This is a genomic window from Rhizobium indicum, assembly GCF_005862305.2.
GTDB lineage: Bacteria > Pseudomonadota > Alphaproteobacteria > Rhizobiales > Rhizobiaceae > Rhizobium > Rhizobium indicum.
This window is the reverse complement of the sequence record NZ_CP054022.1, coordinates 396,813-419,278: the sequence shown is the minus strand read 5'-3', so window position 1 is coordinate 419,278 and position 22,466 is coordinate 396,813. Positions and strand designations below refer to the sequence as shown.

General features: G+C 60.8%; 19 protein-coding genes. 6 read left to right on the top strand and 13 right to left on the bottom strand.

Annotation, left to right across the window (positions count from 1 at the left end; translation table 11 throughout):
- Window positions 1-1,620, top strand: coding sequence for a GMC family oxidoreductase (locus FFM53_RS26375; protein ID WP_425504966.1), 1,620 nt, complete (start codon window positions 1-3; stop codon window positions 1,618-1,620).
- A 375-nt stretch (window positions 1,621-1,995) separates the two neighbouring features.
- On the opposite strand, the gene FFM53_RS26370 is transcribed toward FFM53_RS26375, so the two are convergent.
- Window positions 1,996-2,199 (bottom strand): cold-shock protein, encoded by a 204-nt coding sequence (locus FFM53_RS26370; protein ID WP_018480679.1) that lies wholly within the window; start codon window positions 2,197-2,199, stop codon window positions 1,996-1,998.
- 112 nt (window positions 2,200-2,311) lie between these two features.
- Window positions 2,312-2,824: a hypothetical protein gene (locus FFM53_RS26365; protein WP_138388837.1), complete on the bottom strand. Its 513-nt coding sequence runs from the start codon at window positions 2,822-2,824 to the stop codon at window positions 2,312-2,314.
- A 364-nt stretch (window positions 2,825-3,188) separates the two neighbouring features.
- Between FFM53_RS26365 and FFM53_RS26360 the strand changes: the two genes are divergently transcribed.
- A complete protein-coding gene (locus FFM53_RS26360; RefSeq protein WP_173883658.1) occupies window positions 3,189-4,301 on the top strand; it encodes a hypothetical protein in 1,113 nt (370 codons plus the stop codon).
- A gap of 68 nt (window positions 4,302-4,369) precedes the next feature.
- Here FFM53_RS26360 and FFM53_RS26355 read toward each other — a convergent pair whose 3' ends face one another.
- Both FFM53_RS26355 and FFM53_RS26350 read right to left on the bottom strand, forming a co-directional pair.
- Window positions 4,370-4,978 (bottom strand): class I SAM-dependent DNA methyltransferase, encoded by a 609-nt coding sequence (locus tag FFM53_RS26355; RefSeq protein WP_138388839.1) that lies wholly within the window; start codon window positions 4,976-4,978, stop codon window positions 4,370-4,372.
- Between the two features lie 173 nt (window positions 4,979-5,151).
- Complete coding sequence (locus FFM53_RS26350; protein ID WP_138388840.1) at window positions 5,152-8,031, bottom strand: helix-turn-helix transcriptional regulator; 2,880 nt, start codon at window positions 8,029-8,031, stop codon at window positions 5,152-5,154.
- A 318-nt stretch (window positions 8,032-8,349) separates the two neighbouring features.
- Between FFM53_RS26350 and FFM53_RS26345 the strand changes: the two genes are divergently transcribed.
- A complete protein-coding gene (locus FFM53_RS26345; RefSeq protein ID WP_138388841.1) occupies window positions 8,350-9,195 on the top strand; it encodes an alpha/beta fold hydrolase in 846 nt (281 codons plus the stop codon).
- 41 nt (window positions 9,196-9,236) lie between these two features.
- On the opposite strand, the gene FFM53_RS26340 is transcribed toward FFM53_RS26345, so the two are convergent.
- Genes FFM53_RS26340 through FFM53_RS26300 form a run of 9 tightly spaced genes read right to left on the bottom strand, consistent with a single transcriptional unit; the run spans window position 9,237 to window position 17,965 of the window.
- Window positions 9,237-9,980, bottom strand: a complete 744-nt coding sequence (locus tag FFM53_RS26340) for an ABC transporter ATP-binding protein (protein ID WP_138388842.1) — start codon at window positions 9,978-9,980, stop codon at window positions 9,237-9,239.
- The gene (locus FFM53_RS26335; protein ID WP_138388843.1) at window positions 9,977-10,834 is read right to left on the bottom strand and encodes an ABC transporter ATP-binding protein; all 858 of its coding nucleotides are present in this window, start codon (window positions 10,832-10,834) and stop codon (window positions 9,977-9,979) included. The genes FFM53_RS26340 and FFM53_RS26335 overlap by 4 nt, the downstream gene beginning before the upstream one ends.
- On the bottom strand, window positions 10,831-11,766 hold the full coding sequence (locus tag FFM53_RS26330) for an ABC transporter permease (protein WP_138388844.1): 936 nt from the start codon (window positions 11,764-11,766) through the stop codon (window positions 10,831-10,833). Before FFM53_RS26330 ends, FFM53_RS26335 begins: the two co-directional genes overlap by 4 nt.
- Before the next feature lie 3 nt (window positions 11,767-11,769).
- Complete coding sequence (locus FFM53_RS26325; protein ID WP_138388845.1) at window positions 11,770-12,867, bottom strand: ABC transporter permease; 1,098 nt, start codon at window positions 12,865-12,867, stop codon at window positions 11,770-11,772.
- Window positions 12,868-12,873: 6 nt separating this feature from the next.
- Window positions 12,874-14,460, bottom strand: a complete 1,587-nt coding sequence (locus FFM53_RS26320) for an ABC transporter substrate-binding protein (protein ID WP_138388846.1) — start codon at window positions 14,458-14,460, stop codon at window positions 12,874-12,876.
- A 42-nt stretch (window positions 14,461-14,502) separates the two neighbouring features.
- The gene (locus FFM53_RS26315) at window positions 14,503-15,453 is read right to left on the bottom strand and encodes a dihydrodipicolinate synthase family protein (protein ID WP_138388847.1); all 951 of its coding nucleotides are present in this window, start codon (window positions 15,451-15,453) and stop codon (window positions 14,503-14,505) included.
- A 60-nt stretch (window positions 15,454-15,513) separates the two neighbouring features.
- Window positions 15,514-16,404: an SMP-30/gluconolactonase/LRE family protein gene (locus FFM53_RS26310; RefSeq protein ID WP_138388848.1), complete on the bottom strand. Its 891-nt coding sequence runs from the start codon at window positions 16,402-16,404 to the stop codon at window positions 15,514-15,516.
- Window positions 16,401-17,231 carry an NAD-dependent epimerase/dehydratase family protein gene (locus tag FFM53_RS26305; protein ID WP_138388849.1) on the bottom strand — a complete coding sequence of 277 codons (831 nt, stop codon included), beginning with the start codon at window positions 17,229-17,231 and terminating at the stop codon, window positions 16,401-16,403. Before FFM53_RS26305 ends, FFM53_RS26310 begins: the two co-directional genes overlap by 4 nt.
- 20 nt (window positions 17,232-17,251) lie before the next feature.
- The gene (locus tag FFM53_RS26300) at window positions 17,252-17,965 is read right to left on the bottom strand and encodes a FadR/GntR family transcriptional regulator (RefSeq protein WP_138388998.1); all 714 of its coding nucleotides are present in this window, start codon (window positions 17,963-17,965) and stop codon (window positions 17,252-17,254) included.
- A 317-nt stretch (window positions 17,966-18,282) separates the two neighbouring features.
- Here FFM53_RS26300 and FFM53_RS26295 point away from each other — a divergent pair, with 317 nt between their 5' ends.
- The 3 genes from FFM53_RS26295 (at window position 18,283) to FFM53_RS26285 (ending at window position 22,461) form a co-directional block, all read left to right on the top strand.
- Entirely contained in the window at window positions 18,283-20,220 is a 1,938-nt protein-coding gene (locus FFM53_RS26295; RefSeq protein WP_138388850.1) for an ABC transporter substrate-binding protein, read from the top strand.
- 123 nt (window positions 20,221-20,343) lie between these two features.
- The gene (locus FFM53_RS26290; RefSeq protein ID WP_027664799.1) at window positions 20,344-21,330 is read left to right on the top strand and encodes an ABC transporter permease; all 987 of its coding nucleotides are present in this window, start codon (window positions 20,344-20,346) and stop codon (window positions 21,328-21,330) included.
- A 9-nt stretch (window positions 21,331-21,339) separates the two neighbouring features.
- Window positions 21,340-22,461: an ABC transporter permease gene (locus tag FFM53_RS26285; protein ID WP_129422515.1), complete on the top strand. Its 1,122-nt coding sequence runs from the start codon at window positions 21,340-21,342 to the stop codon at window positions 22,459-22,461.
- Window positions 22,462-22,466: the final 5 nt, after the last annotated feature.

The window sequence follows — 22,466 nt, the reverse complement described above, 5'->3', positions numbered from 1 at the left end:
ATGCGTGTGGATGATGTGGCCATTGATGCGGGAAGCTACGACTTCATCATCGTCGGTGCGGGATCGGCGGGATGCGTGCTGGCCAACCGGCTGTCGTCCGATCCGAAAACCAGCGTCCTGCTGCTCGAAGCCGGCGGCAGCGACCGCTATCATTGGGTGCATGTGCCGATCGGTTATCTCTACTGCATGGGCAATCCGCGCACCGACTGGATGATGAAGACGGCGGCGGAAGCCGGCCTCAACGGCCGGTCACTGCCTTATCCGCGTGGAAAAGTGCTGGGCGGCTGCTCGTCAATCAACGGCATGATCTACATGCGCGGTCAGGCGTCCGATTACGACGGCTGGCGGCAGGCTGGCAATTCCGGCTGGGGCTGGGACGACGTGCTGCCCTATTTCCTGAAATCCGAGGACAACTATCGTGGCAAGTCGCGGATGCACGGGGCTGGCGGCGAATGGCGGGTGGAAAAGCAACGGCTTTCCTGGCCGATCCTCGATGCTTTTCGCGATGCGGCCGAAGAACTCGGTATCCCGAAGCCCGCCGATTTCAACGATGGAGACAATGAGGGCTCAGGCTATTTCGAGGTCAACCAGCGCGGTGGCCTGCGCTGGAACACGACGAAGGCCTTTCTACGCCCGGCGATGAAGCGGCCCAATCTGCGTGTTCTGACCGACGCCGAAACCGAGCGGCTGGAATTCGACGGCAGGATGGTGACCGGCGTGCGGTTCCGGTTGAACGGGCAGAGCCACTTGGCTCGCGCCGGTCGCGAGGTCATCCTGTCCGCCGGTGCGATCAATTCGCCGAAAATCCTGGAGCTTTCCGGGGTCGGTCGCCCGGATGTGTTGTCCGCTGCCGGACTGGACGTCGCCCATGAACTTCCGGGTGTCGGCGAAAACCTGCAGGACCATCTGCAAATCCGTACCGTCTTCCGCATCGAGGGCGCAAAGACGCTGAACCAGCTGTACCACAACCTGTTCACCCGGGCGGGTATGGGGCTTGAATATATGCTGCGCCGGTCCGGGCCGTTGTCGATGGCGCCGAGCCAGCTCGGTATCTTTGCCAAGAGCGATCCGGCCGTTGCAACCGCCGATCTCGAATATCACGTGCAGCCCTTGAGCACCGACCGGCTCGGCGAGCCGCTGCACAAATATCCCGCCGTCACCGTCTCTGTCTGCAATCTGCGGCCGGAAAGCCGGGGGACGGTGCATGTTGACGGCCCGGACCTTTCCGTGGCGCCGGAAATCCGCCCGAATTATCTTTCGACCGTCGGCGACCGGATGGTTGCGACGAAATCGATCCGGCACGCCCGCCGGCTCATGGAGGCCGGTGCGATCGCCAAGTACCGGCCGCAGGAGATGCTGCCGGGCATGGAATACCGGACTGACGAGGAGCTGATCCGTCGCGTCGGCGATATCGCCACGACGATCTTCCATCCGGTCGGTACCTGCAAGATGGGCAGCGACATGATGGCGGTTGTCGATCCACAATTGCGGGTGCATGGGCTGGCGAAACTGCGGGTGGTTGATGCCTCGATCATGCCGACGATCGTGTCGGGCAATACGAACTCGCCGGTGATCATGATTGCCGAGAAGGCCGCGGAAAGCATTCTATCAGGGGTGTGATGAGTTCTTCGCCGTGATGAACTCTCGCATTGTCTAAAGCGAATGCGTGGAACATCCCCTTTTGTCAGAGACAAAATGCTCAGTTTGCCGCGACTGCGCTGGCGTGAGCGTCGTCACGCGTCATATTCGGAATTTCCAAGGTGCTGACGTCAAACGACACGCTCAGACCTCGATTGCCGTCGGTTCGGCTTAAAGCATGTCGCACAAAACCGTGCAGCGGTTTTGCGACAACGACGTGCGTAGCACAAAGACCTAAAGCGCGAGAGCGAACCTGAAAGATCGCGACGCGCTTTAGAGTACGAAGGCATTCGCGCCCACGACTCGTGAGGATGAGCCCAACCCGCTCAACGCAGGCTGGGCCACCTTCGATTTCGATCAGATGGTCGAGACGTTCTCAGCCTTCGATTTCCCAGTCTTGCGATCCTGTCCAACTTCGAAGCTGACCTTGTCGCCTTCGCGGAGCGACCCGCCGCTCTGCAGTGCAGACACGTGAACAAAAACGTCCTGGCCGCCACCCTCAGGGGTGATGAAGCCGAAGCCCTTGTCGTCATTGAAGAATTTAACGGTACCTGTCGGCATGAGATAACTATTTCCTTGTATCGTTCGACGATTTGCGAAGGCGAAACTATAGCTTCGGAGCTTCTCTATCAACCCTTTAGCACGCTAGAGGCTCTTTGAACGCAAAAAGATATCAGCTCCGACGAAGGTCAATGCGGCTCGTAACAACCGATCGACCTGTAGCGGGGTCTGTGTCGACGGTTGTGAGGCGCATGCCGGATGCCCCGGTTTTTTCAATCGTCATCTGCGCACGTCGGTCACCATTGACCTCTTTCGCCCATTTGATCGCGAGGCTTATGGCATTACCAGCGCGCTTTCCGCCTAGACCCGCAGTGCCGGTGCCCGCGCCCACATAGGAGCCGGTGTAGCTGTCACCGCTGGCCTTGAGTTTAGCGCTGATGACACGGGAAAAAACGACGAGACTGGTGCAGCGTCCATTGAGTGCAAGGGAACTTGCATTCGCGTCCGACTTGAAACGGCAAGTGACTTTAATCGTGGGTGCATTTGTCCGCACTTTCACCGTACCGTTACCGCTCCAGTTTCCCGCCAGTGTTTTGAGGAAGGCGGATTCGTCGGCGTGGGCGGCGCCGGCCGTGAGCATTGACGCCGTAGCAGCGGCGATGGCGCAGGCAAGGATCTTGATCATCTGAGTAACTTTCGGGCCACATAACATCCGCATCATGACGCTTGGCTCTTCGAGGAGGAGGGGTGTCATATAACCGCTCGGCGATGGTTTGGTTCCGTAGGGGAGGCATTCGATCGCGTTCTCAACGCAGTGCGGACGTTTTCAACAAGATCAACGTACAAATGATGCCCACGCACGCTGAAAGGGATTGCCGATCTCCCGCCTCAGGCTTTAGATCGGTCTTACACAAAGAGATTGTGCAAGCCGGCCGCAATGGCGTCAATTCCGCTATAGCGCCGCGCGTTGCGCAAAGGACGCGGCAGCGCTTTGAATTGCTGCCTCATTGGCCGCTGCCTGAGCTTGCCAGCCCATTGCGCTGTCACATATGAGGGGTCCGACGCCATTGCCTTCACTTGTTCTTCCTGGTCGCCCGCTTTCGTTGGCGCGCAACGTCATCTCCACGCCGAATGCTTACTTCTGGGCAACGCCCATCATCCTCGCACTGGCTGTCTTTCTATTCGTCTCGGAAGCGCCAGGGGTAATCCGCGATTTCCAGATCAGCCAGAACCCTTTGACGCTTGAAAATGGCGACGTGCAAAACGGGCGATGCACGACACGCAAGGCAGTCTTTACCGATTGCGAGGCACGCCTGGTCTACAGCTACGGTGGACGAGACTACGACACCGAAGTCGAGGTCATGTTCGTCGATTTCCATACCGGCGACTACGAAACGGGTCTGGTGATATCAGCCGATCACCCGGAACTTGCGACGATGAGCCTGGGTCTGGACATGCTCTGGAACCGGATCATCACGCTTACTGTGTTCGCCGTTCTGCTTGGCGGCATGGGCCTGGGGATGATTTTTCTCGCTATCCGCATTTGGCGGGTCAAGGGCCAACTGCTTCGGCCTGCCTTGCTGACCCCTGTCCCGGTCGAGATCACCGCATTCGACCGCAAACGCGGCGTCCTTTCCATCACCTATAGCGACAAGATCGCCGACGACAAAACGGGACGATCGGCTTACACGCGCATGAAGAATGGAGAGGAGCCTCTGATCGTCGGTGAAGCCAATGGCAAGGCGATCGGACTGGCCGTCAGGCACGGCAATACGGCCCTGCCGGTGCTTCTCGACGATCGTCTTCAGCGCGTGGAGCTTACGGATAATGAGCGCACCGCAGCTCTTGCACCTTTCGCGTATCAGCAAGAACGCGATCGGAATGCGCCGATTTTGATTGAAGAACCAAAAAGGACGGTATCGATCTGGAAGCGGCTGCAGCTTTTCTTCGGTGTGTTGCTTCTGATCGTCGTGGGTGTGGTCGGCTTCTGGCTTTGGTACGTCACGACCTCCACGACAGCGTTCCAATCGCCTGGCATGGACATCAACAATCTCATGCCAGCGCCGTTGAACGAGTGGGGATGCGAGCAGTTGAAGAAGCGGTTCGGTCAGGATCGCGCGCCGTTTGGTTGCGTCGCCGACGATTATACGAGCTGGAAATAGAAAGATGGCCCCCGCTGTCTGACCGAGCCTTCACGGTCGGTGGCGGACCGGAGCGGCACGAAACCGCGTCACTCTGGTCTGCGAGCGTAAAACGTGTTCCACCCATCGCCGTCACGGTTGATCCTGTGTGCGTCCCATTCAAGAGCGAGCCCCGCCTCCTTGATGCACAGCGCGAAATCGTCCCGGCGCCAGTAGGACATATGGTAGGCGCCGCTTGTCTCCCCGTCCCCATCGCGCATCGACACCAGGAAGACGCCTCCCGGGCGTAGCGCAGCGACGATCTTTTCGAGAACCGGGCCGGTCTGGTCACGAGGCACATGAATGAGGACACAGAGAGCGACCACCGCGTCATAGGGGCCGTCAAGGTCGTCGGTGATGACGTTGAGGAGCTCGCCCTTCTTGCCGCGCGCCGCCTGCAGTTCCAGAAACCGTCGCGTCGCATCGGTTCGCCTTACCGAAACGCCCAGTGTCTCCAGGAAATCCGCATCCCATCCGGCCCCCGAGCCGATCTCAAGGATCTGGCCGCCCTTGCCGGCGGCGCTGGCGACCTGACGCAGTGCCGCCTCGAGGCTCGGCCAGGGAAACTGATCAACGATGCGACTATAGTCATCGGCACAACCTTCATAAGAATCGATCGTGCGTTGGGTGTTGGCCAAGGTGGCGGAAGAGATGTTCATTTGACCTCCGGATGTTCGCATTTGGGCGCCGCTCGGCGCGCGCTATATGAACACCCTCGGCCTAAGGCCGGCATAAGCACATCAGGCAACATACCTAGACAATCAAATAGGAATGCAATGACTGTATCGTGCGAACGACAGACACCGGAAGGGCATAGCCAGACAAGCGAACTTCAGGCGGGATCTACGATCCGGAGCCGGTGGGCCATTGCGGCCGCGGCGCCGCGGCTGGGGACGGAGAGCTTGCTCAAGATGTTGGAGACATGAACGCTCGCCGTTTTCGAGGAAATGAACAGATGGACGGCGATCTCGCGATTGCTCTGTCCCGCGGCGAGAAGCCGGAGCACCTCGAATTCCCGATCCGTCAGGCCGAGGGGTGCCTTCGGCATGCCACCCTCCTTCCCGTTTCCAAGATCAATGCGGGCCTTTTCGGCGAGGGTCTCGATCTGATTGCCCAGGAGGGAAGCGCCGGTCGAATGGGCAAGGTCTGCGCCTCGTCGGAAATGGCCCGCACCCTTCGCGCGCTGGCCGGCATTCACCGCAGCACAACCGGCCTGCATAAGAGCATATGCCTGCCGAAAGGGCCGGCTCAAATCAGCCCAGCTTTTGGCAACCGCTTCCCACGCCTCGAGGTCGGAACCCGTCGAGCGCGACATCTCGGCCAGGATGCCCAGCAGCTCGGCTTCCTCCACCACATTGCGGCACGAGGACCGAGCGGCAAGGTCGGCAAACCGCCGCGCCACATCTTTCTGGTTCGTATCAACGGCAACGCGCATCGCCGAGGCCAGGAGTGGCCAAGAGACGCGTCCTTGTTTTTCGCAATGGGTCAAGACGGATCTTGCCAGGGTCGCAGACTGATCCATGTCACCCGCCAGCGCGCGGCTTTCGATGTCAAATCTCAACAGATTGGCCGCCATGCGGCTCGCAACCTGAGGGCCGGGTGGCAGACTGCGCAAGGATCTCGCCGCAACGGCAATTCGATCCGAATTCCCCAATACCAAGGCGATCTCCGCCTGGCATTCGAAAACATGAACGAGCCCGAGCGGCAGCGGATCCAATGCCGCCATCCGCTCGCATGTCTCAATGGCTTCGGAAACGCGGCCCAAGGCGAGGAGAGCGCGGCATAAAGGCGAACCGATTATCGCCCCGATATAGCGCGCCTGGCCGAACTCGACCGTCCGCGCAAAGATCGCCGGTCCGATTTCGGCGACCTGAGGATATTTTCCGGTCTCAAGCAGGGCTCGAAGCAATGCGGCGCCCGCCAGCACCTCGACTCGTCCGATGGAGGCCTGCCTGGCGCGGTCAATGACGCTCCAGAGGCTATCGATGTGGTAACTGCCCGATGCCATCTCCAAAGACTCGGCGACGATCAGTGCCTCTATCCGGTACTCCTCGTCATCGAGCCTTTCAGACAGGTCCTTCAGTTCGTCGCCCAAGCGGCTGGCGCGATCAAACTCTCCCCTTAATATCAGTGCGCGGGAAAACTGTCCCAGTCCGTCCGCGCGCAGCCTTGTGGAATCGGGCGCATGATCGAGCGCGCGCTCCAGGTCGGCGATCTCGCCTGGGATAAGCGCGTGTTGACGCATCACCGCGCGCTGCAGAAGAAGTGCTGCCAGTTGCTCCTTGTCGCGACCGACATCCACTTCGGCGAGTGCGCGTTCGACAAAAGCCAACCCCTGTTCCGCCTCCGCTGCCCAGCAGGCCGCATCGGCAGCGAGTTCCAACACCTTGCAGTGATCCGCGCCGATCACTACAATCGCATCATCGACCTCGGGCCATACTGCCAGCACGAGCTTCAGCATTTCCATCTGGTCTGCATAGGCGAAAGTAGCCGCGGCCTCAGTGGCGGATTGCCAGGCCCATCGCAGGCAATTCTCGGCTTGGCCGGCGCCGTACCAGTGGCGCGCGAGCGCTACGGAATGCCAAACCCGGTAGCTTGGAACCGGTCCGCGTTCGAGCACGTCCGCATAGGCGCGATGGATGGCCACCTTTTCGCCGGCGATCAGGTCACGCCGCACCGCTTCGTGGATCAGTGCGTGGCGGAACGCATATCCATCATGATCAGGCACCAGGATCCCAGCCAAAATCGCTGGACGCAGCCATTCCGCTAATTCAAGATCGGCCTTGTTCGCGACGCTGCGAAGAAGCGCATGAGTGATATGCGGGCCGCCGAGCGCCATCACCTTCAAAAGCTCGGCCGTCGACGCCGGCATGTCCCTGACGGCTCTCAGCAGGTAGTCGTTGAGCGAACCAGGAAAATCTCTGCGCAAGCCTCCGCTCGCATCGATGAGTGCCTCCGTGAAAAGCGGGATTCCGCAGCACCGCGCATGGACCTCGTTGATCAGCGCAGGTGTTGGGGGGCGTCCCAGCAGCCCCTCGAGCTGCACGGCGACCTCCGCGCGCTGAAGGCGGGGAAGCGTCAACACCTCGGCACCCTCGGAAAGTGAGAGGTCCGCGATGGTCGTCCGCAGGGCGTTGGTGGCGCTGGACTCCTCGGGTCGATAGGTGACGATCAGCATCAGCCGAATTTTCTTCAGCCGTGTCGCGAGGAAACGAAGCAGATCGCAAGTTGCCTGGTCGGCCCAGTGAATGTCCTCGAAGACCACCACGAGCGGTGTCTCCCGTGCCAGCTCCTCTAACAGCTTTCGCAGCACCTCGAACAGCCGCGCTCTTGCGATGCCCGCATCAAATCTTTCGGAGCTCTCGCCGAGTTCGGGAAGAAGCCAGGCCAGTTCTCGCGCACCCTCGGCGCCGACAAAGGATTTGACTGCCGGCGCGCCGCGCAGCTGAACAAGTTCATGCAGAACAGCCGTTACCGGCGCGTAGGGCAATGCCGATTCCCGCTGCTCAATGCACCCGCCTTTCAAAATCAGGGCGCGGCCGGACAGTCGGTTGGCAAACTCTTCAACCAGCCGCGTTTTGCCGCCGCCTGCTTCTGCCCCGACAAGAAAGGAACGTTGCCGCCCGCCGGACACATCTCGGAAAGCGGACTCCATCGAATCGAGTTCTACTGCACGGCCTGAAAACCGAGACCTTCTGAGGGATGTCGACACAAGATGCTCCGAAACCTGAAGTTCGAGATTAGCAGAGATGAAAACATAGTCATCCCGACGGTGCAGAGTAGCGATGCGGAGATCCCAAGTGCCGGCGATGTAGCCTCCCGGAACCTTGACCTGGATCCGACTGGATCACCTGATGCTGCCAAAGTGGATTTTAGGCCCGTCATACTCAAAATGCCCGATGCGACACCACCCGCCTTAGCCACAGGGTGGGGAATATGCGGACGTCGAGTGGCGTTCGCGTGGAAGCCTGCGGATACGAAGGCCTGCGACTTTCGCCGCTTCACCCAAGCCAATAAAGGATGCCGCCAAGTGACTGAACGTATGATCAAGTTTGACGACGTCGAGATTGCCACTCAGGCTTTCGGCAATCCGGCGCATGAGCCGATCCTGCTCATCATGGGCGCCATGGCTTCAATGTTGTGGTGGCCGGACGGATTCTGCCAAAAGCTTGCTGATCACGAGTTCTATGTCATCCGCTACGATAATCGAGACACCGGCCGCTCGACGATCTACCCGCCGGGGGAGCCGCCCTATGCAATGGACGACATGGCCGAGGACGCCATAAGGGTACTTGATGGCTACGGCATCGACCGCGCCAATCTGATTGGAATGTCGTTGGGTGGCACGATCGCCCAGATCGCCGCACTGTCAAATCCGAAGCGCGTCAAGACACTAACGCTGATCTCCACCACGCCGGTGGGCGTTGATACCAGTGCTCTACCCCACACCACAGACGCCTACATGGAGCACGCAGCGACGGGTGAGCACGTCGATTGGACAGACAATGCCCAAGTGATCGAATTCCTCCTCAAGGATACCCAGATGATCGCCGGTTCGGTGCACCCTTACGACGAACGGCAGGCGCGCGCCTTTGTTGAACGCGACGTCAAACGGGCCAAAAACTTCGTCAGTGCTACCAATCATTTCATGCTGAAGGGCGGCCAGGCCTTAAGGGGCAAGTTGGGTGAACTTGCCGCGCCCCTCCTTGTCATACACGGAACCGCTGATCCGATTTACCCCTTTGAGCACGGTGAATTGCTGACACGAACCGTCAAGGGAGCGAAGCTCATTCGGCTCGAGGGCGGTGGCCACGAAATTCATCTCCAGGATTGGCAGGAGATCACTTCTGCTATCGAAGCTCATTGCGGTCGGTAGCTTGTGGCGTCAAAAAGCAGGCAGGGCGTGCCGAACAACAGCTACGCCCTTCCGTACATCCGGCTCGCGCGCAGTAGGCGTTGCGAGTAGGGGTGTTCGACCGCACCTCTTCGGAGTGCGCCGACATCGACCTGTTCGACGATCTCGCCCGCTTCCATGATGGCGACGCGGCTGCACATATGCGAGACGACGGCGAGATCATGGCTGACGAGCAGATAGGTCAGACCGCGATTGGTGCGCAGATCCTGGAGGAGATTGAGGATTTCGGCCTGAACGGACACATCGAGCGCCGATGTCGGTTCGTCGAGAAGCAGAACGTCCGGATCCAGCATCAGCGCGCGGGCGATCGCCACGCGCTGCCGCTGGCCCCCAGACAGCTGGTGCGGAAATCTGTAGCTCAGCGCCGGGTCGAGGCCGACCGATCTGAGGACCGCGTTCATGTCGACAGAGTTCGTATCCAGCCCCTGGTTGCGCAACGGTTCCTTCAGCTGCGAGCGAATGGTCTTGCGGGGGTGAAGTGATCCGTAGGGGTCCTGGAACACCATCTGCACCCGGCGGAAGAAAGGTCGGCTGCGCTGTTGACTTAACGGCTCGCCGTGGAGCTCGATCCGGCCGTCATAGTTGGCGTTGAGGCCGGAAAGCGCCCTCAGGACAGTAGACTTCCCGCAGCCGGACTCGCCAACCAGGCCGAAAGCAGTTCCTTTTTCGATGGCGAAGCTCACGTCTCGGACGACAGGCCGCTGCCCGGGCCCGAAACGGACCGTAAGATTGTCGATTTTAATCACCGCGGCGGCTCCAATGCGAATTCTTCAAGCCAGGCCGGATCACGTTTCAGGATCGGCAGACGGGAAGGCGGATCTTCGATCGTCGGCAAGGATGCCAGCAACCCTTGCGTATAGGGATGTCGGGCCTTGTCGAGATCGCGCGCCTCGAGCACTTCCACGACCCGCCCCGCATACATGATGAGGACGCGATCGCAGAAATTCCGGATGAGATTGAGATCATGACTGATGAAGATCAGCCCGAGATTGCGGCGCAGGACGAGCTCGTCGAGCAGGGCCAGGATCTCGAGCCTCACCGTCACATCGAGCGCTGACGTCGGTTCGTCTGCGATCAGCACTTCGGGTTCGGCAATCAGCATCATGGCGATCATCGCCCGCTGGCCCATCCCGCCCGAGATTTCGTGCGGATAAAGGCGGGCCACACGCTCCGGATCGCGGATCTGGACGGCCTCCAGCATATCGAGCGCCTGCTTCCAGGTCTTTGCCCTGCTCGTCCTCGGATGATGGAAGCGGTAGGTCTCGGCGATCTGTTCGCCGATTCGCATGACGGGATTGAGCGAATATTTCGGATCCTGCAGGATCAGGCCGATCCGCCGGCCCCTTATCGTCATCATCGTTTTTTCGTTCGCCTTGAGCAGATCGACGTCGCGAAAGCGCATCCGCCCGGCATTGACGATGGCCGTCGGTGGCAGCAGCTTCATGATCGCGCGGCCAACGGTCGACTTTCCCGACCCGGATTCGCCGACGATCCCGAGCTTTTCCTGTCCAAGGGAAAAGCTCACGCCGCGCACGGCCCGCACCTGTCCGCCGCCAAAGGCGATTTCGAGATTTTGAATATCGATCAAGGGCTCTGTCATTCTGAACCTCGAGGATCGAGAACATCGCGAAGCGCATCGCCGACGAGGTTGAAGGCGAGGCTGACGAGCGCAATGGCAATGCCGGGTGCTGCGATGACCCAGGGGCTGTCGAGCATGAATTCACGTCCGCTGGCGGCCATCGATCCCCATTCCGGCCATGGCGGCTGAGCGCCGAGGCCGAGGAAGCCGAGACCGGCGGCAGTGATGATGATGCCGGCCATGTTGAGGGTGACGCGGACGATCACCGAGGGAATGCACATCGGCAGGATGTGGCGAGTGATAATCGCGAGTGATGTCGCGCCCTGCAGGCGTACGGCGGCGATGTAATCCGCCTTGCGGAGGCTGAGCGTCTCTGCGCGCGCAAGGCGCGCGATCGGCGGCCAGGCCGTCAGTGAAATCGCGATGATCGCATTGGTGATGCCTGGACCGAGCGCTGCGGCAAAACCCAGCGCCAGCACGAGGCCGGGGAAGGAGAGAAAAATATCGGTGACGCGCATCAGGATTTCATCGACGATGCCGCCGAAATAACCCGAGACGGTGCCGATCAGCAGGCCGAGCGGGGCGACAATGACCGTGACGAGCATGATAATGTAGAGCGTCGTGCGGGCACCATAGATCACCCGTGAAAAGACGTCGCGGCCGAAATTGTCGGTGCCGAGCCAATGGCTCGCCGATGGCGCGGCAAGCCGCCCGGCCATGTCCTGAACGATCGGATCATAGCTCGTCAGCACGGGTGCGGCCAGCGCCACCACGATCAGCAGCAGGATGATGGCCAGTCCCGCCAGACCAAGCGGATGCAGGCTGAATTTCCGCCAGCCCTGATGAATTTGCTGCGCCGATGACTGGAACCAGCCTCGGGGCTCCGGTGCGAGCAGCCAGTTGCGAAGGCCGCCGGTGTTGACGCTGTCTGCGTGCTCAGAGGAGATCGTCATGGCTCACCGTGTCCTCGGATCAAGAATGCGATAAAGGAAGTCCGACAGGATGTTGATCGTCAGGAAGACGGCGCCGATCGTCAGCACCGAACCCATGACCACGTTCATGTCGTTCATCTGCAGCCCCCGGGTCAGGTACTGGCCGAGCCCCGGCCACCCGAAGACGGTCTCGATAAGCACCGCGCCTTCGAGCAGCCCGCCGAAGGTCAGCGCCATGATGGTCAGAAGCTGCACGCGGATGTTCTTGAAGGCATGGCGCCAGACCACCTTGCGGGTGCCGAGCCCCTTGGCCCGCGCGGTGATGATGTATTCCTGGCTCAGTTGCTCCAGCATGAAGCTCCGCGACATGCGGCTGATATAGGCGACGGAATAGTAGCCGAGGATTGCCGCCGGCAGGATGATGTGGCCAAGGGCGTTGTAAAACACGTCCCATTGGCCCTGAATCGCCGCGTCGATCAGGAGAAAGCCCGTCATCGGCGTGACGAGGCCCTCGTAGAAGACATCGATCCGGCCTGAGGCGCCGACGAGCTTCAGCTTCGCATAAAAGACGAAGAGCGCCATCAGTCCGGTCCAGAAGATCGGGATGGAGTGGCCGGCAAGGGCGACGATCCGCGCGATGTGGTCGATAATGGTTCCGCGCCTGACCGCAGCGGTGATCCCTAAGGGAATGCCGACGATCGCCCCGATGATCATGGCGATTATCGCAAGTTCGATCGTCGCGGGAAAGATCGTCAGGAGATCGGTGAGGATCGGCTGGCCCGTCGTCGCCGACATGCCGAGATCGCCTGTGGCGATCTTGCCGACGTAGGAGAGGAACTGCATCCAGATCGGCTGCCCAAGACCCAGCTCGTTATAGACGCGATCGTAAACCTCCTTGCTGACTTCCGCCCCGGTGATGGCGAGCACCGGGTCGGCGGGCAGCAGGCGGCCCATCGAGAAGGTCAGGAAGAGCAGGCCGAGCAGCGTCGTCACGACTGCCACGACACGTCCCGCCAGGCGCCGCAGCAGGCTCAGTGCCGGGTGAGGGGCCGCCTCGGCGAACCCGCCCGCCGGGGAGGGCAGGCTGCTCCCCCCCTTCGATGTCATATCGGCGCTCGCCACGGCGTTCTACTCCTTGGTCACGTCATGCCAGCGCGTCGACCATGTCGTATGCCCGTGATAGCCCTTGACGTTGGCGCGCATGACATAGGGGTCGGTTCGCTGGAAGAAGATGACCAGCGGCGAAGCCATGCCGGCATAGATGCCGTCCATCTTCTTGAAGATGTCGGTGCGTTTTTCCGTGTCGCGCTCCTTCATCGATTGGTCGATGAGCGTGTTGAGCTCGTCCACCTTCATGCCCGTGCGCCAGAGGTAATAGCTGCCGAGGCGGGCCTCGTCGCTATTGTCGGGGTTGAAGGCATATTGCGTGGCCACGGCGAAGGGATCGGGCAAGCGGGCGCCGGAATTGCCGAGCAGCACTTCGAATTTGCGTTCGCGGAAGGCGGGCGTGAACTCGCCGGGCACGAGCTCGAGATCGAGGCCGGCGGCGCGCGCACTCGCCTGCAGCGCTTCGGCGAAGGGCAGGGTCGGGGCTCCCGACGGATTGAGCACCTTCTTCAAGCCATTGGGATATCCGGCTTCCGCCAGCAGCTGCTTGGCCTTGGCGGGATCGTAATCGTAGCGGACCGCCGCCTCATCGGGAGCGCCGATCATGCCGCGCGGGATCATCGACTGCCAGGGAAAGCCCGTATGGCGCATGATATTGCCGGAGATCGCTTTCCAGTCGAATGCATGCTGGAAGGCCTCGCGAACCTTTGGCTTCTGCAGATCCGGGTCTTTCTGATTGAGGGCGATATAGTAGAAGCCGAGACCCGGGACATTCTCGATGACCATGTCCTTCTTGGTGGCGAGCGCATCGAGGTCGCCGCTTGCAACATACTGGCCGACATCGACGTCGCCGGCTTCGAGCTGCAGCCGGAGATTGCCGGATTCAGGGATGTGACGAGCGACAACGCGCGCCATGGCCGGCTTGCCGTCCCAATATTTCGGCTGCGCATTGAAGATCGCGACATCGTTCGGCCGCCACTGCGCCAGGCTGAATGGGCCGCTGCCGGCGGAATTGGCGGAAAGCCAGGCGCCGCCGAAATCGCCGTTTGCCTCGTGCGACAGCACCGTCTTCTTGTCGACGATGCCGATCGACGAGCCCGCCAGCGAATAGAGCACCAGATCGGTATTGACCGCTTGCGGCAGCTCGATCTCGAGCGTGTGTTCGTCTTTTGCGCGAACGAGCTTTTCGACGTTTTCAGGTGTGAAGCCCCAGAGCGCGATGTCCGTGGAGCCGACCTGGCCCATCTTGATGACGCGCTGGATCGACCAGGCAGCATCTTCGGCGGTCACCTTGTTGCCGCTCTGGAAGACCGCGTCGTCGCGTAATGTCAGCGTGATGATCATGCCATCCGCCGAGACGCTCCATTGCGTCGCGAGCATTGGCTTCAGCGTTTTAAGATCGTCCGGCGACAACTGCACGAGGTTGTCGTAGAGATTCGAGATCAGCTCCGAAACCGTGCGGGCATTGTTCTGGGCCGGATCGAGCGTCCTTATGCCGGTGAGATTGGTGCCGATCACCAGCATGTTGGGCGGCGACGCCGCGAAGCTGGGCTGCGCCGTCGTCAGGGCGCCGGCAATTGCGATCGTTGTCAGTACTTGTCTCAGCATCTCAAGACCTCCCAATCCTGTTGTTTGTGGATAGTGTCGAAATCAGCCGGCCGCCTTTACGGCCGGCTGGTCTGAATGAGTTTGAATGTCGCCTTCGGCCTCCCAGCCTTGAAGCAGCCGATGAAGCTCCTCGCGGTCATGCTGGTCGAGCTGCGGCAATCCCGGCACACGCACGGGACCGACGTCGAGACCGGAATAGGTGACGGCTTCCTTGACGACGGTCACGTTCGCACCATTGCGGAATTTGGTTCGCATCCGCTCGAATGGCTCGAGCTTGTTGACGATCGCCCTGGCGGCGGCAAAATCGCCTTTTTCAAGCGCAGCGTGGACCCCAAGCGAGAGCTTCGGCGCGACATTGACGAGGCCGGATGTGAAGCCGCGCGCACCCGCTGCCGTAAATGTCGGCGCCCAGCTCTCCGCCAGGCCGCAGACGAACAGCGCGCCGCCGGGGCTCGCCGCCGGGATCGCCCTCGACAACAACATCAGATCGGTCGTGGCGAATTTGATGCCGGCAATATTGCCGTGATTTGCGAGGCGGACGATATCAGCGACGGCGAAGCCGTCCGCCCTGACATAGGCGATGAGCGGCAGGGCGGAAGCATCCGCAAGATTGCAGAAATAGTCGATCTGGGCTGCAGGTGCTGCGAAGGGATCGACGGGTTGATGCGACATGACGGCGGACGCGCCGATCGCCGCCGCATCTTTCGCCATCCCGATCGCCTCGCGCAGCGACCGGCCGATCGCCGCCGTCACCGGCGCCTTGCCGTTAACGCCTGAAACCGCCGCCTCGTGGACGATCCTAATCTCCTGCGGCGTCAGAGCATAGAATTCCCCGGTATTGCCGGCAGCGACGATGTTGTGAATACCCGCTGCCGCCACCCGCTCATAGACCTTCGCCGTGATCCGGGGTTCGACTTCACCCTGGCTGTCATAGGCGGTGACCGGAACACCCGATACGCCTGTAAGCGCCTTGCGCATGGTTGCGATGCTCATCTTTCTCCCCCGTTATCTTTCCATCAATCCGCCGTCACCCGGAGGGTGATCGGCACGTTGTCATCCGACGGGATGCTCCCCGAAGCGGAAGGGCGGCAGGCCCTCTGCATCCACGTCGAAGGCGATCACCGTCCCCGTCTCGAAACGCCCGCTGCGATCCGTCGACAGGCTCGTGACGAAGAGGGTGCGTAGATCCGGCCCTCCGAAACACGGCATCGTCGGTGCGGGGACCGGCAGAATGTAGATTTCGACGACTTCGCCTTCGGGCGATATTCGGTTGAGGCGACCGGCGGAAACGCCGGCACTCCAGTAGAACCCGTCACGATCGGTTGTCGCTCCGTCCGGCCGACCCTCGTCTTCAGTGAAGCTGCGGAGCCGGCGCCCATCGCCGAGGTCGCCCGTATCAGGATCGAAGTCGAATGCCTGCAGGAAGCATTGCCGGCTGTCGGAATGATACATCCGCCGGCCATCCGGCGACCAGGCAAGGCCGTTGGAGCTCGTCAGGTTCGTGGCCACGGTCCGCGTGCTGCCGTCGGCGCTCACGCGGAAAAGTGCGGCCTCATCGATCTGCGGCTTGGATTCACTGATCGAGCCGATCCAGAAGTGCCTGTCGGGACCGACCTTTCCATCGTTGAGGCGGCAGTTGATGTCGCGTCCGACCGGATCGCACAGAAATTCCAAATCTCCTGAGACGGGATCGAAAAGATGGACGCCCGTCTGAAGCGCCACGACGATCCTGTGATCGCGGCAAAGCCCGAGGGCGCCGATTGCAGCCGGCATGTCGAAGCGGTCGATCTTTCCAGAAGCCGAGAGCTGGACGAGTGCCGGCGCCAGAATATCGACGAACCACAAAGTGCCGGTCTCTTCGTCCCATACCGGTGATTCACCGACCGTCAGCGGCTGCTGGAACACCGGACGGACGTCCGGGCGGATGATCCGAGGCGCAGTCATTCGACCGTCTCCAGGCTCTTGGCCAGGCCCTCGGCATCGCGCATGCGGATGGTACCGTCGTGATTGATCTCACAGAACCCGCCACCCTGGAACGCCAGCGCGACCGGCCCCTCGGATCCCTCTTCGATGCGGGCGTGATCACGCGGCCGGTCCTGTGGCTGGTAGCCCAATCGTGCCGCCAGATCGTTCTCCCACCACATCTCCTCGGTGTCAGAAACGCCGTAGACCACTGTTGCTGCGATCAACGGGTGCGAAAGGCCGATCCTGACCAATTGCGCCAGGTCTCGCGCGCTGATCCAGATCGCAACCGATCGTTCGCTGTTGGGATAGGTGCCCGCATTGCCGATGCGGATGGAAAGAGAGCGAATGCCCGACGTGTCGTAGTAGAGCCCCGCCACAAGTTCGCCCCAGCATTTGGAAAGTCCGTATGGGCTGTCGGGGCGCATCGGGTCGAGCGGCGACACCAGCTGGCCGCGCGGATAAAAGCCCGTGGCATGATTGCTCGATGCATAGACGACCCGCTGGACCTTGTTGATCCGCGCGGCTTCGTAGAGATTGTATGTTCCAAGCACGTTCGCGTGCAGAATGGCATTCATGTCCGTGCCGCTTGCGATACCCGCCAGATGGACGACGCCATCGATATCCTTCAGCGCAGCCGTCGCCTCGTCGAGCTTTGTAAGGTCGGCCTTGACGAAATTCTCGTTTTCGCCAAGCCCGTCAGGTTCCTGGAGATCGATCAGGCTGAGGTGCTCGACATGCGACCGAAGAAGCGGGCGCAGTAGCGTCCCTACACGTCCGGCAGCACCCGTCATAGCGACCCGTTTCATCGTCTCTCCTCCCATATCGCTCAAACGCCCTGGAACATGCGGGCACGAGCATTCAATATGTGTTTTTTCATCGCATCATGCGCTTCGGTTTCCCGGTGCGCGAAGATCGCCTCAACGATCACCGCATGCTCATCCTGGACGCTGCGGATCTGTTCCGGCGTTCGCTTCAAGCTCAAGCTTCGCGTAACGGAATGCCCGATGGCGAAATGCGGCTTGAACCACTCGCGCAGGGTGATGTGGAACTGGTTCCCGGTCGCCATGGCAATTGCATCATGCAGAGCCTGGTCCTCCTCGGCGCCAAGCTCCCCGTTGCGCAAACATTGCTCGATCGACAGAAGCGCTGCCGTTATCCGCTCCCTGTCGACCGGTTGCCAGTTTCGCGCTGCAAGCTCCGCCGCCTCGGCTTCGAGACCGGCGCGGAATTCGAAGAACCGCTGGACATCGGCCAAGGAGCCGACCGGCACCATTTTCAGCATCGACGAATCCGGCCTTTGTCTGACATAGGAACCGGAACCCTTGCGCGAAACGACCAAGCCATCGGCTCTCAAGCGTTCGAGCGCTTCGCGCACGACGGGTCTCGATGCGCCGAAATCAGCGGCGAGCTTCGTCTCCGGCGGCAGCCGTTCGTTCACCGGAAAGTTGCCGTCGGCGATCATCCCCACGATCTTCTCGTAGATGATGTCGCTGAAGCGCGTTGCGCCCCTGTTCGAAACGGCATCGACGGCGAGTGTCATCATGGTCCTTTTCTCTCAAGGCCGCGTGCGCCGGGTCAGCGGCCACACCTTGGCTGTCGCCGGCCATGATGTTCAGGGCGGCGACAGCATCTGACAGATCCAACGTTTTTCGTCCTGCTGGCCGTATTTCAGCGGCACAACGTCGCATTTCAATGCAGCATGGCTACAAAATTTGTAATTATCTGTCAACTCTTGTAATCATTTGAGAACGTGTCTATGGTTTCGATCGTAGCGCCGAGGAGGGCGTCAGCGTCGGGTCGGGAGCCCGTCGCATCAGCCGGCGCAAAGGCTGCGCCGGCACAAAAGGGAGGAATTCGATGGCCAAAGAAATACTGTCGCGTGGCGTCACCCGCCGCGCCGTGCTTGGTGGCATGGCTGGTGTCGCGGCGCTGTCTATCGCCGGTCGCGTGTCTGCCGCAGGCGGCGAAGCGCCGGCCCTTGCGCAGCTCGCCAAGGATGGAAAGCTGCCGCCGCTGGCTGAGCGCCTGCCGAAAAAGCCGATGGTCGTGACGCCGTTCGAGAAGGTCGGCACCTATGGCGGTTCGCTGCGCCGCGGCCTTCGCGGTTCATCCGACCATAACGGCATCCTGCGTATGGTCGGCAACCAGAGCCTTGTGCGCTGGAACCTCGATTTTACCGCCGTGCAGCCGAACCTTGCCGAGCGCTGGGAAGTCAGCGACGACGCAACACAATTCACGTTCCATCTGATCGAAGGCGTGCACTGGTCCGACGGTCATCCCTTTACGGCCGATGACGTCGTTTTCGCGATCGAAGACTGCGTCAAGAACACCGAGCTCTACAGCTCGACACCGGCGCAGCTTGCCGTCGCCGGCAAGCCGGTCACCGTCGAGAAGATTGACGACTATACGGTGAAGTTCACCTTTGCTGCGGCCAACGCGCTTTACCTGGAAAACCTCGCCACACCGCTTGGCCAGCATCCGACGCTGTTCCCGAAGCATTACTGCAGCCAGTTCCTGCCGAAATATAATCCCAATATCGAGGCCGATGCAAAGAAGGCCGGCGTCACCAGCTGGACGGAGCTCTTCCGCAGCCGTTGCGGCGACATCGAGATCCCGTCGCGATGGGGCAATGTCGACAAGCCGACGCTCGATCCATGGGTGGTCAAAGAGCCCTATGCCGGCGGCGCGACGCGCGTCGTCATGACCCGCAATCCTTATTTCTGGCAGGTCGATACCGAGGGCAACCAGCTCCCCTACATCGATGAGATCAACTTCGGCATCTCGCAGGACGTCGAATCGCTGATGCTGAACGTCATCTCTGGAAAGATCGACATCCAGGAACGTCACATCAGCGTTCTCGCCAACAAGCCGACGCTGTCCAAGAATATGGAAAAGGGCGATTATCGGCTGCTGACGCTCGTGCCTTCGGCCTCGCAACAGTGCCAGATCTATTTCAACATCACCCACAAAGATCCTGCCATGCGCAAGATGTTTGCCGACAAGGCGTTCCGGCAAGCGCTGTCGATCGGCATCAATCGCCAGGAGCTCATCGACATCGTCTATTTCGGACAGAGTGAGCCCTATCAGGCCGGGCCGCGTCCGACCCATCCCTGGTATAACGAGAAATACGCGCGCCAATTCACCGAATTCGACGCCGACAAGGCAGGCGCGATGCTCGATGAGGCCGGCTATAAGAAAGGCAGCGACGGTTTCCGCCTCCGGCCTGACGGCCAGAAGGTGTTCTTCTCGATCGACGTCATTCCGACGCTTTATCCCGACCTCGTCGATGCCCTGGAACTGGTCAAGGCGCATTGGGCTCAGATCGGTGTCGACATGAAGGTCAACACGATCGAGCGGGCGCTCTATTACACCCGCGGCGACGACAACGCCCATGACGCGGCGGTGTGGCCAGGTCCTGGCGGTCTCGATCCAATGCTCGATCCGCGCGATTTCTTCGCCTTCCATCCGCAGGGTTCGCGTTACGCCATTCCGTGGACGCTTTGGTACACCTCCAACGGTGCACGCGGCGAAGAACCGCCGGAAAGCCAGAAGAAGCGCATGAAGCTCTTCGACGAAGCGCGTTCGACGGCCGATCTCGACAAGCGCGGCGCGATCATGAAGCAGATCTTCGACATCGCGGCCGAGGAGTTCGAGACCGTCGGCCTTTGCCTTGCCGTCGGCGGTTTCGGCATCATCCGCAACAATCTGCGCAATGTTCCCGAGAAGGAGCCGGATAGCTGGTCCTGGCCCAATCCCGGCCCTGCAATGCCGCAGCAATTCACCTTCACGAGCTGATTTTCGTCATAAGCGCCGTACCATCAGGTACGGCGCTTTCTTTCAGTTCGCCCTCCGAGATGCCTTGCCGGCCCTGACGGCCGACAAGGCCCGGAAGGCGGCGTTCAATGCAAGAGGCGCCTCATGCTGGTCTTTATCGCCAAACGCTTCCTATGGATGATCCCATCGCTGTTTGCCGTCAGCTTCCTGGCTTTCGTGCTGATCCAGCTGCCGCCGGGCGATTATGTCACGACCTATATTGCGACGCTGGCAGCCTCCAACGAGATCGTCGATCAGAACACGGCGGCGCAATTGCGCGAGCGCTTCGGCCTCGGCGACCCGATGCTCGTCCAATATTTCAAATGGATGTGGGGCATTCTCACGCGCGGCGATTTCGGCATCTCCTTCGAATGGCAGCAGCCGGTCTCGGACCTGATCTGGGAGCGCATGGCGCTGACGCTGGTTCTGGCCCTGTCGACATTGATCGCCACCTGGGCGATCGCGCTGCCGATCGGCGTCTATTCCGCCGTGCGCAAATATTCGATCGGCGACTATTTCTTCACCGCCTTCACTTTCTTCGGCCTGGCCGTTCCGTCCTTCTTGCTGGCGCTGGTGCTGATGTATGTCGCGGCGGTCGAATTCGGGCAGGATGTCGGCGGGCTCTTTTCGCCGGAATACGAGAACGCGTCCTGGAGCTTCGCCAAAATGGTCGACCTCTTCTCGCATCTCTGGCTTCCGGTCATCATCCTTGCCGTCTCCTCGACGGCGAGCCTCATCCGCGTCATGCGCGCCAACATGCTCGATGAGTTGCCGAAGCCTTACGTCACAACGGCCCGGGCAAAGGGTCTCTCTGAGTTCCGGCTGCTGATGAAATATCCTCTGATGATCGCGCTCAATCCGTTCATCTCGACGATTGCCTGGCTGCTGCCCAACCTCATTTCCGGCTCGGTCGTTGTCGCGATCGTCCTCAATCTGCCGACGGCCGCACCTTTGCTGCTGCAGGCGCTGATGGCCCAGGACATGTATCTGGCCGGCGCCTTCGTCCTGCTGATCTGCGCGCTGACGCTGATAGGCTCTCTGATCAGCGATATCCTGCTTGCGCTGGTCGATCCCCGCATCCGGTTGGAATAGGAGCCCCACGTGGCCGACATCACCGTTACAAACATTCCCCCGGATCGCGCCGCCGTTGCATCGCAGTGGCAACTCATCTGGTGGGCTTTCCGCCGGCACCGGCTGGCCATGGTGGCGCTTGTCGTCACTGTGCTGATGTATATCGTCGCCCTGCTTCCCGGCTTTTTCGCCATCAACGATCCGTACCTGCAAAATGCGCGGGCGACCTTTCACCCGCCGCAGAAATTGCATCTGATCGATACTGAGAACGGGTTCTCCTTCGGCCCGCATTATTATCCGATGAAGCTCACCCGCGATCCGGAAACGCTGGCCGCCATCTACAAGGAAGACACGACAAAACGTGTCGACGTCCAGTTCTTCGGGCGCGGCTATGAATATTCCGTGTTCGGCCTATTCAGGACCAACATCCATCTGATCGCCTCGCCCGACAAGACGACGCCGCTGCTTCTCTTCGGCGCCGACAGGCTTGGACGCGATGTCTTCAGCCGAACTGTGCAGGGCTCGCAGATATCGTTGTCGATCGGCCTCGTCGGTGTCTTCTTCTCGTTGATGCTCGGCATCGTGCTCGGCGGCATCTCGGGGTATTACGGCGGCCGCATCGATTTCTTCCTGCAGCGGGTGATCGATTTCGTGCTGTCGCTGCCGACGATCCCGATCTGGCTGGCGATGGCCGCGGCCCTGCCACAGGACTGGCCTGCGACGCTACAATATATGATGATCACGATCATCCTGTCGCTGACCGGCTGGGCGCAGCTCGCCCGCGTCGTTCGCGGCCGCTTCCTGTCCTTGCGCACCGAGGAATTCGTCGCCGCCGCCAGGCTCGACGGCGTTCGCGAAAGACGCATCATCTTTCGCCACATGCTGCCGAGCTTTGCCAGCCATATCATCGCGTCGATCACGCTTGCGGTGCCGGCAATGATCCTTGCCGAAACCTCTCTTTCCTTCCTGGGGCTCGGTCTGCAGCCGCCGACCATCTCCTGGGGCGTGCTTCTGCGCGAGGCCCAGAACATTCGCTCGATCGCCACCGCGCCATGGCTCTTCATGCCGGGCTGTGCCGTCGTGGTCGCCGTGATGGCGCTCAACCTTCTCGGCGACGGCCTGCGCGATGCAGCCGACCCCTACAACAAATGAGGCCG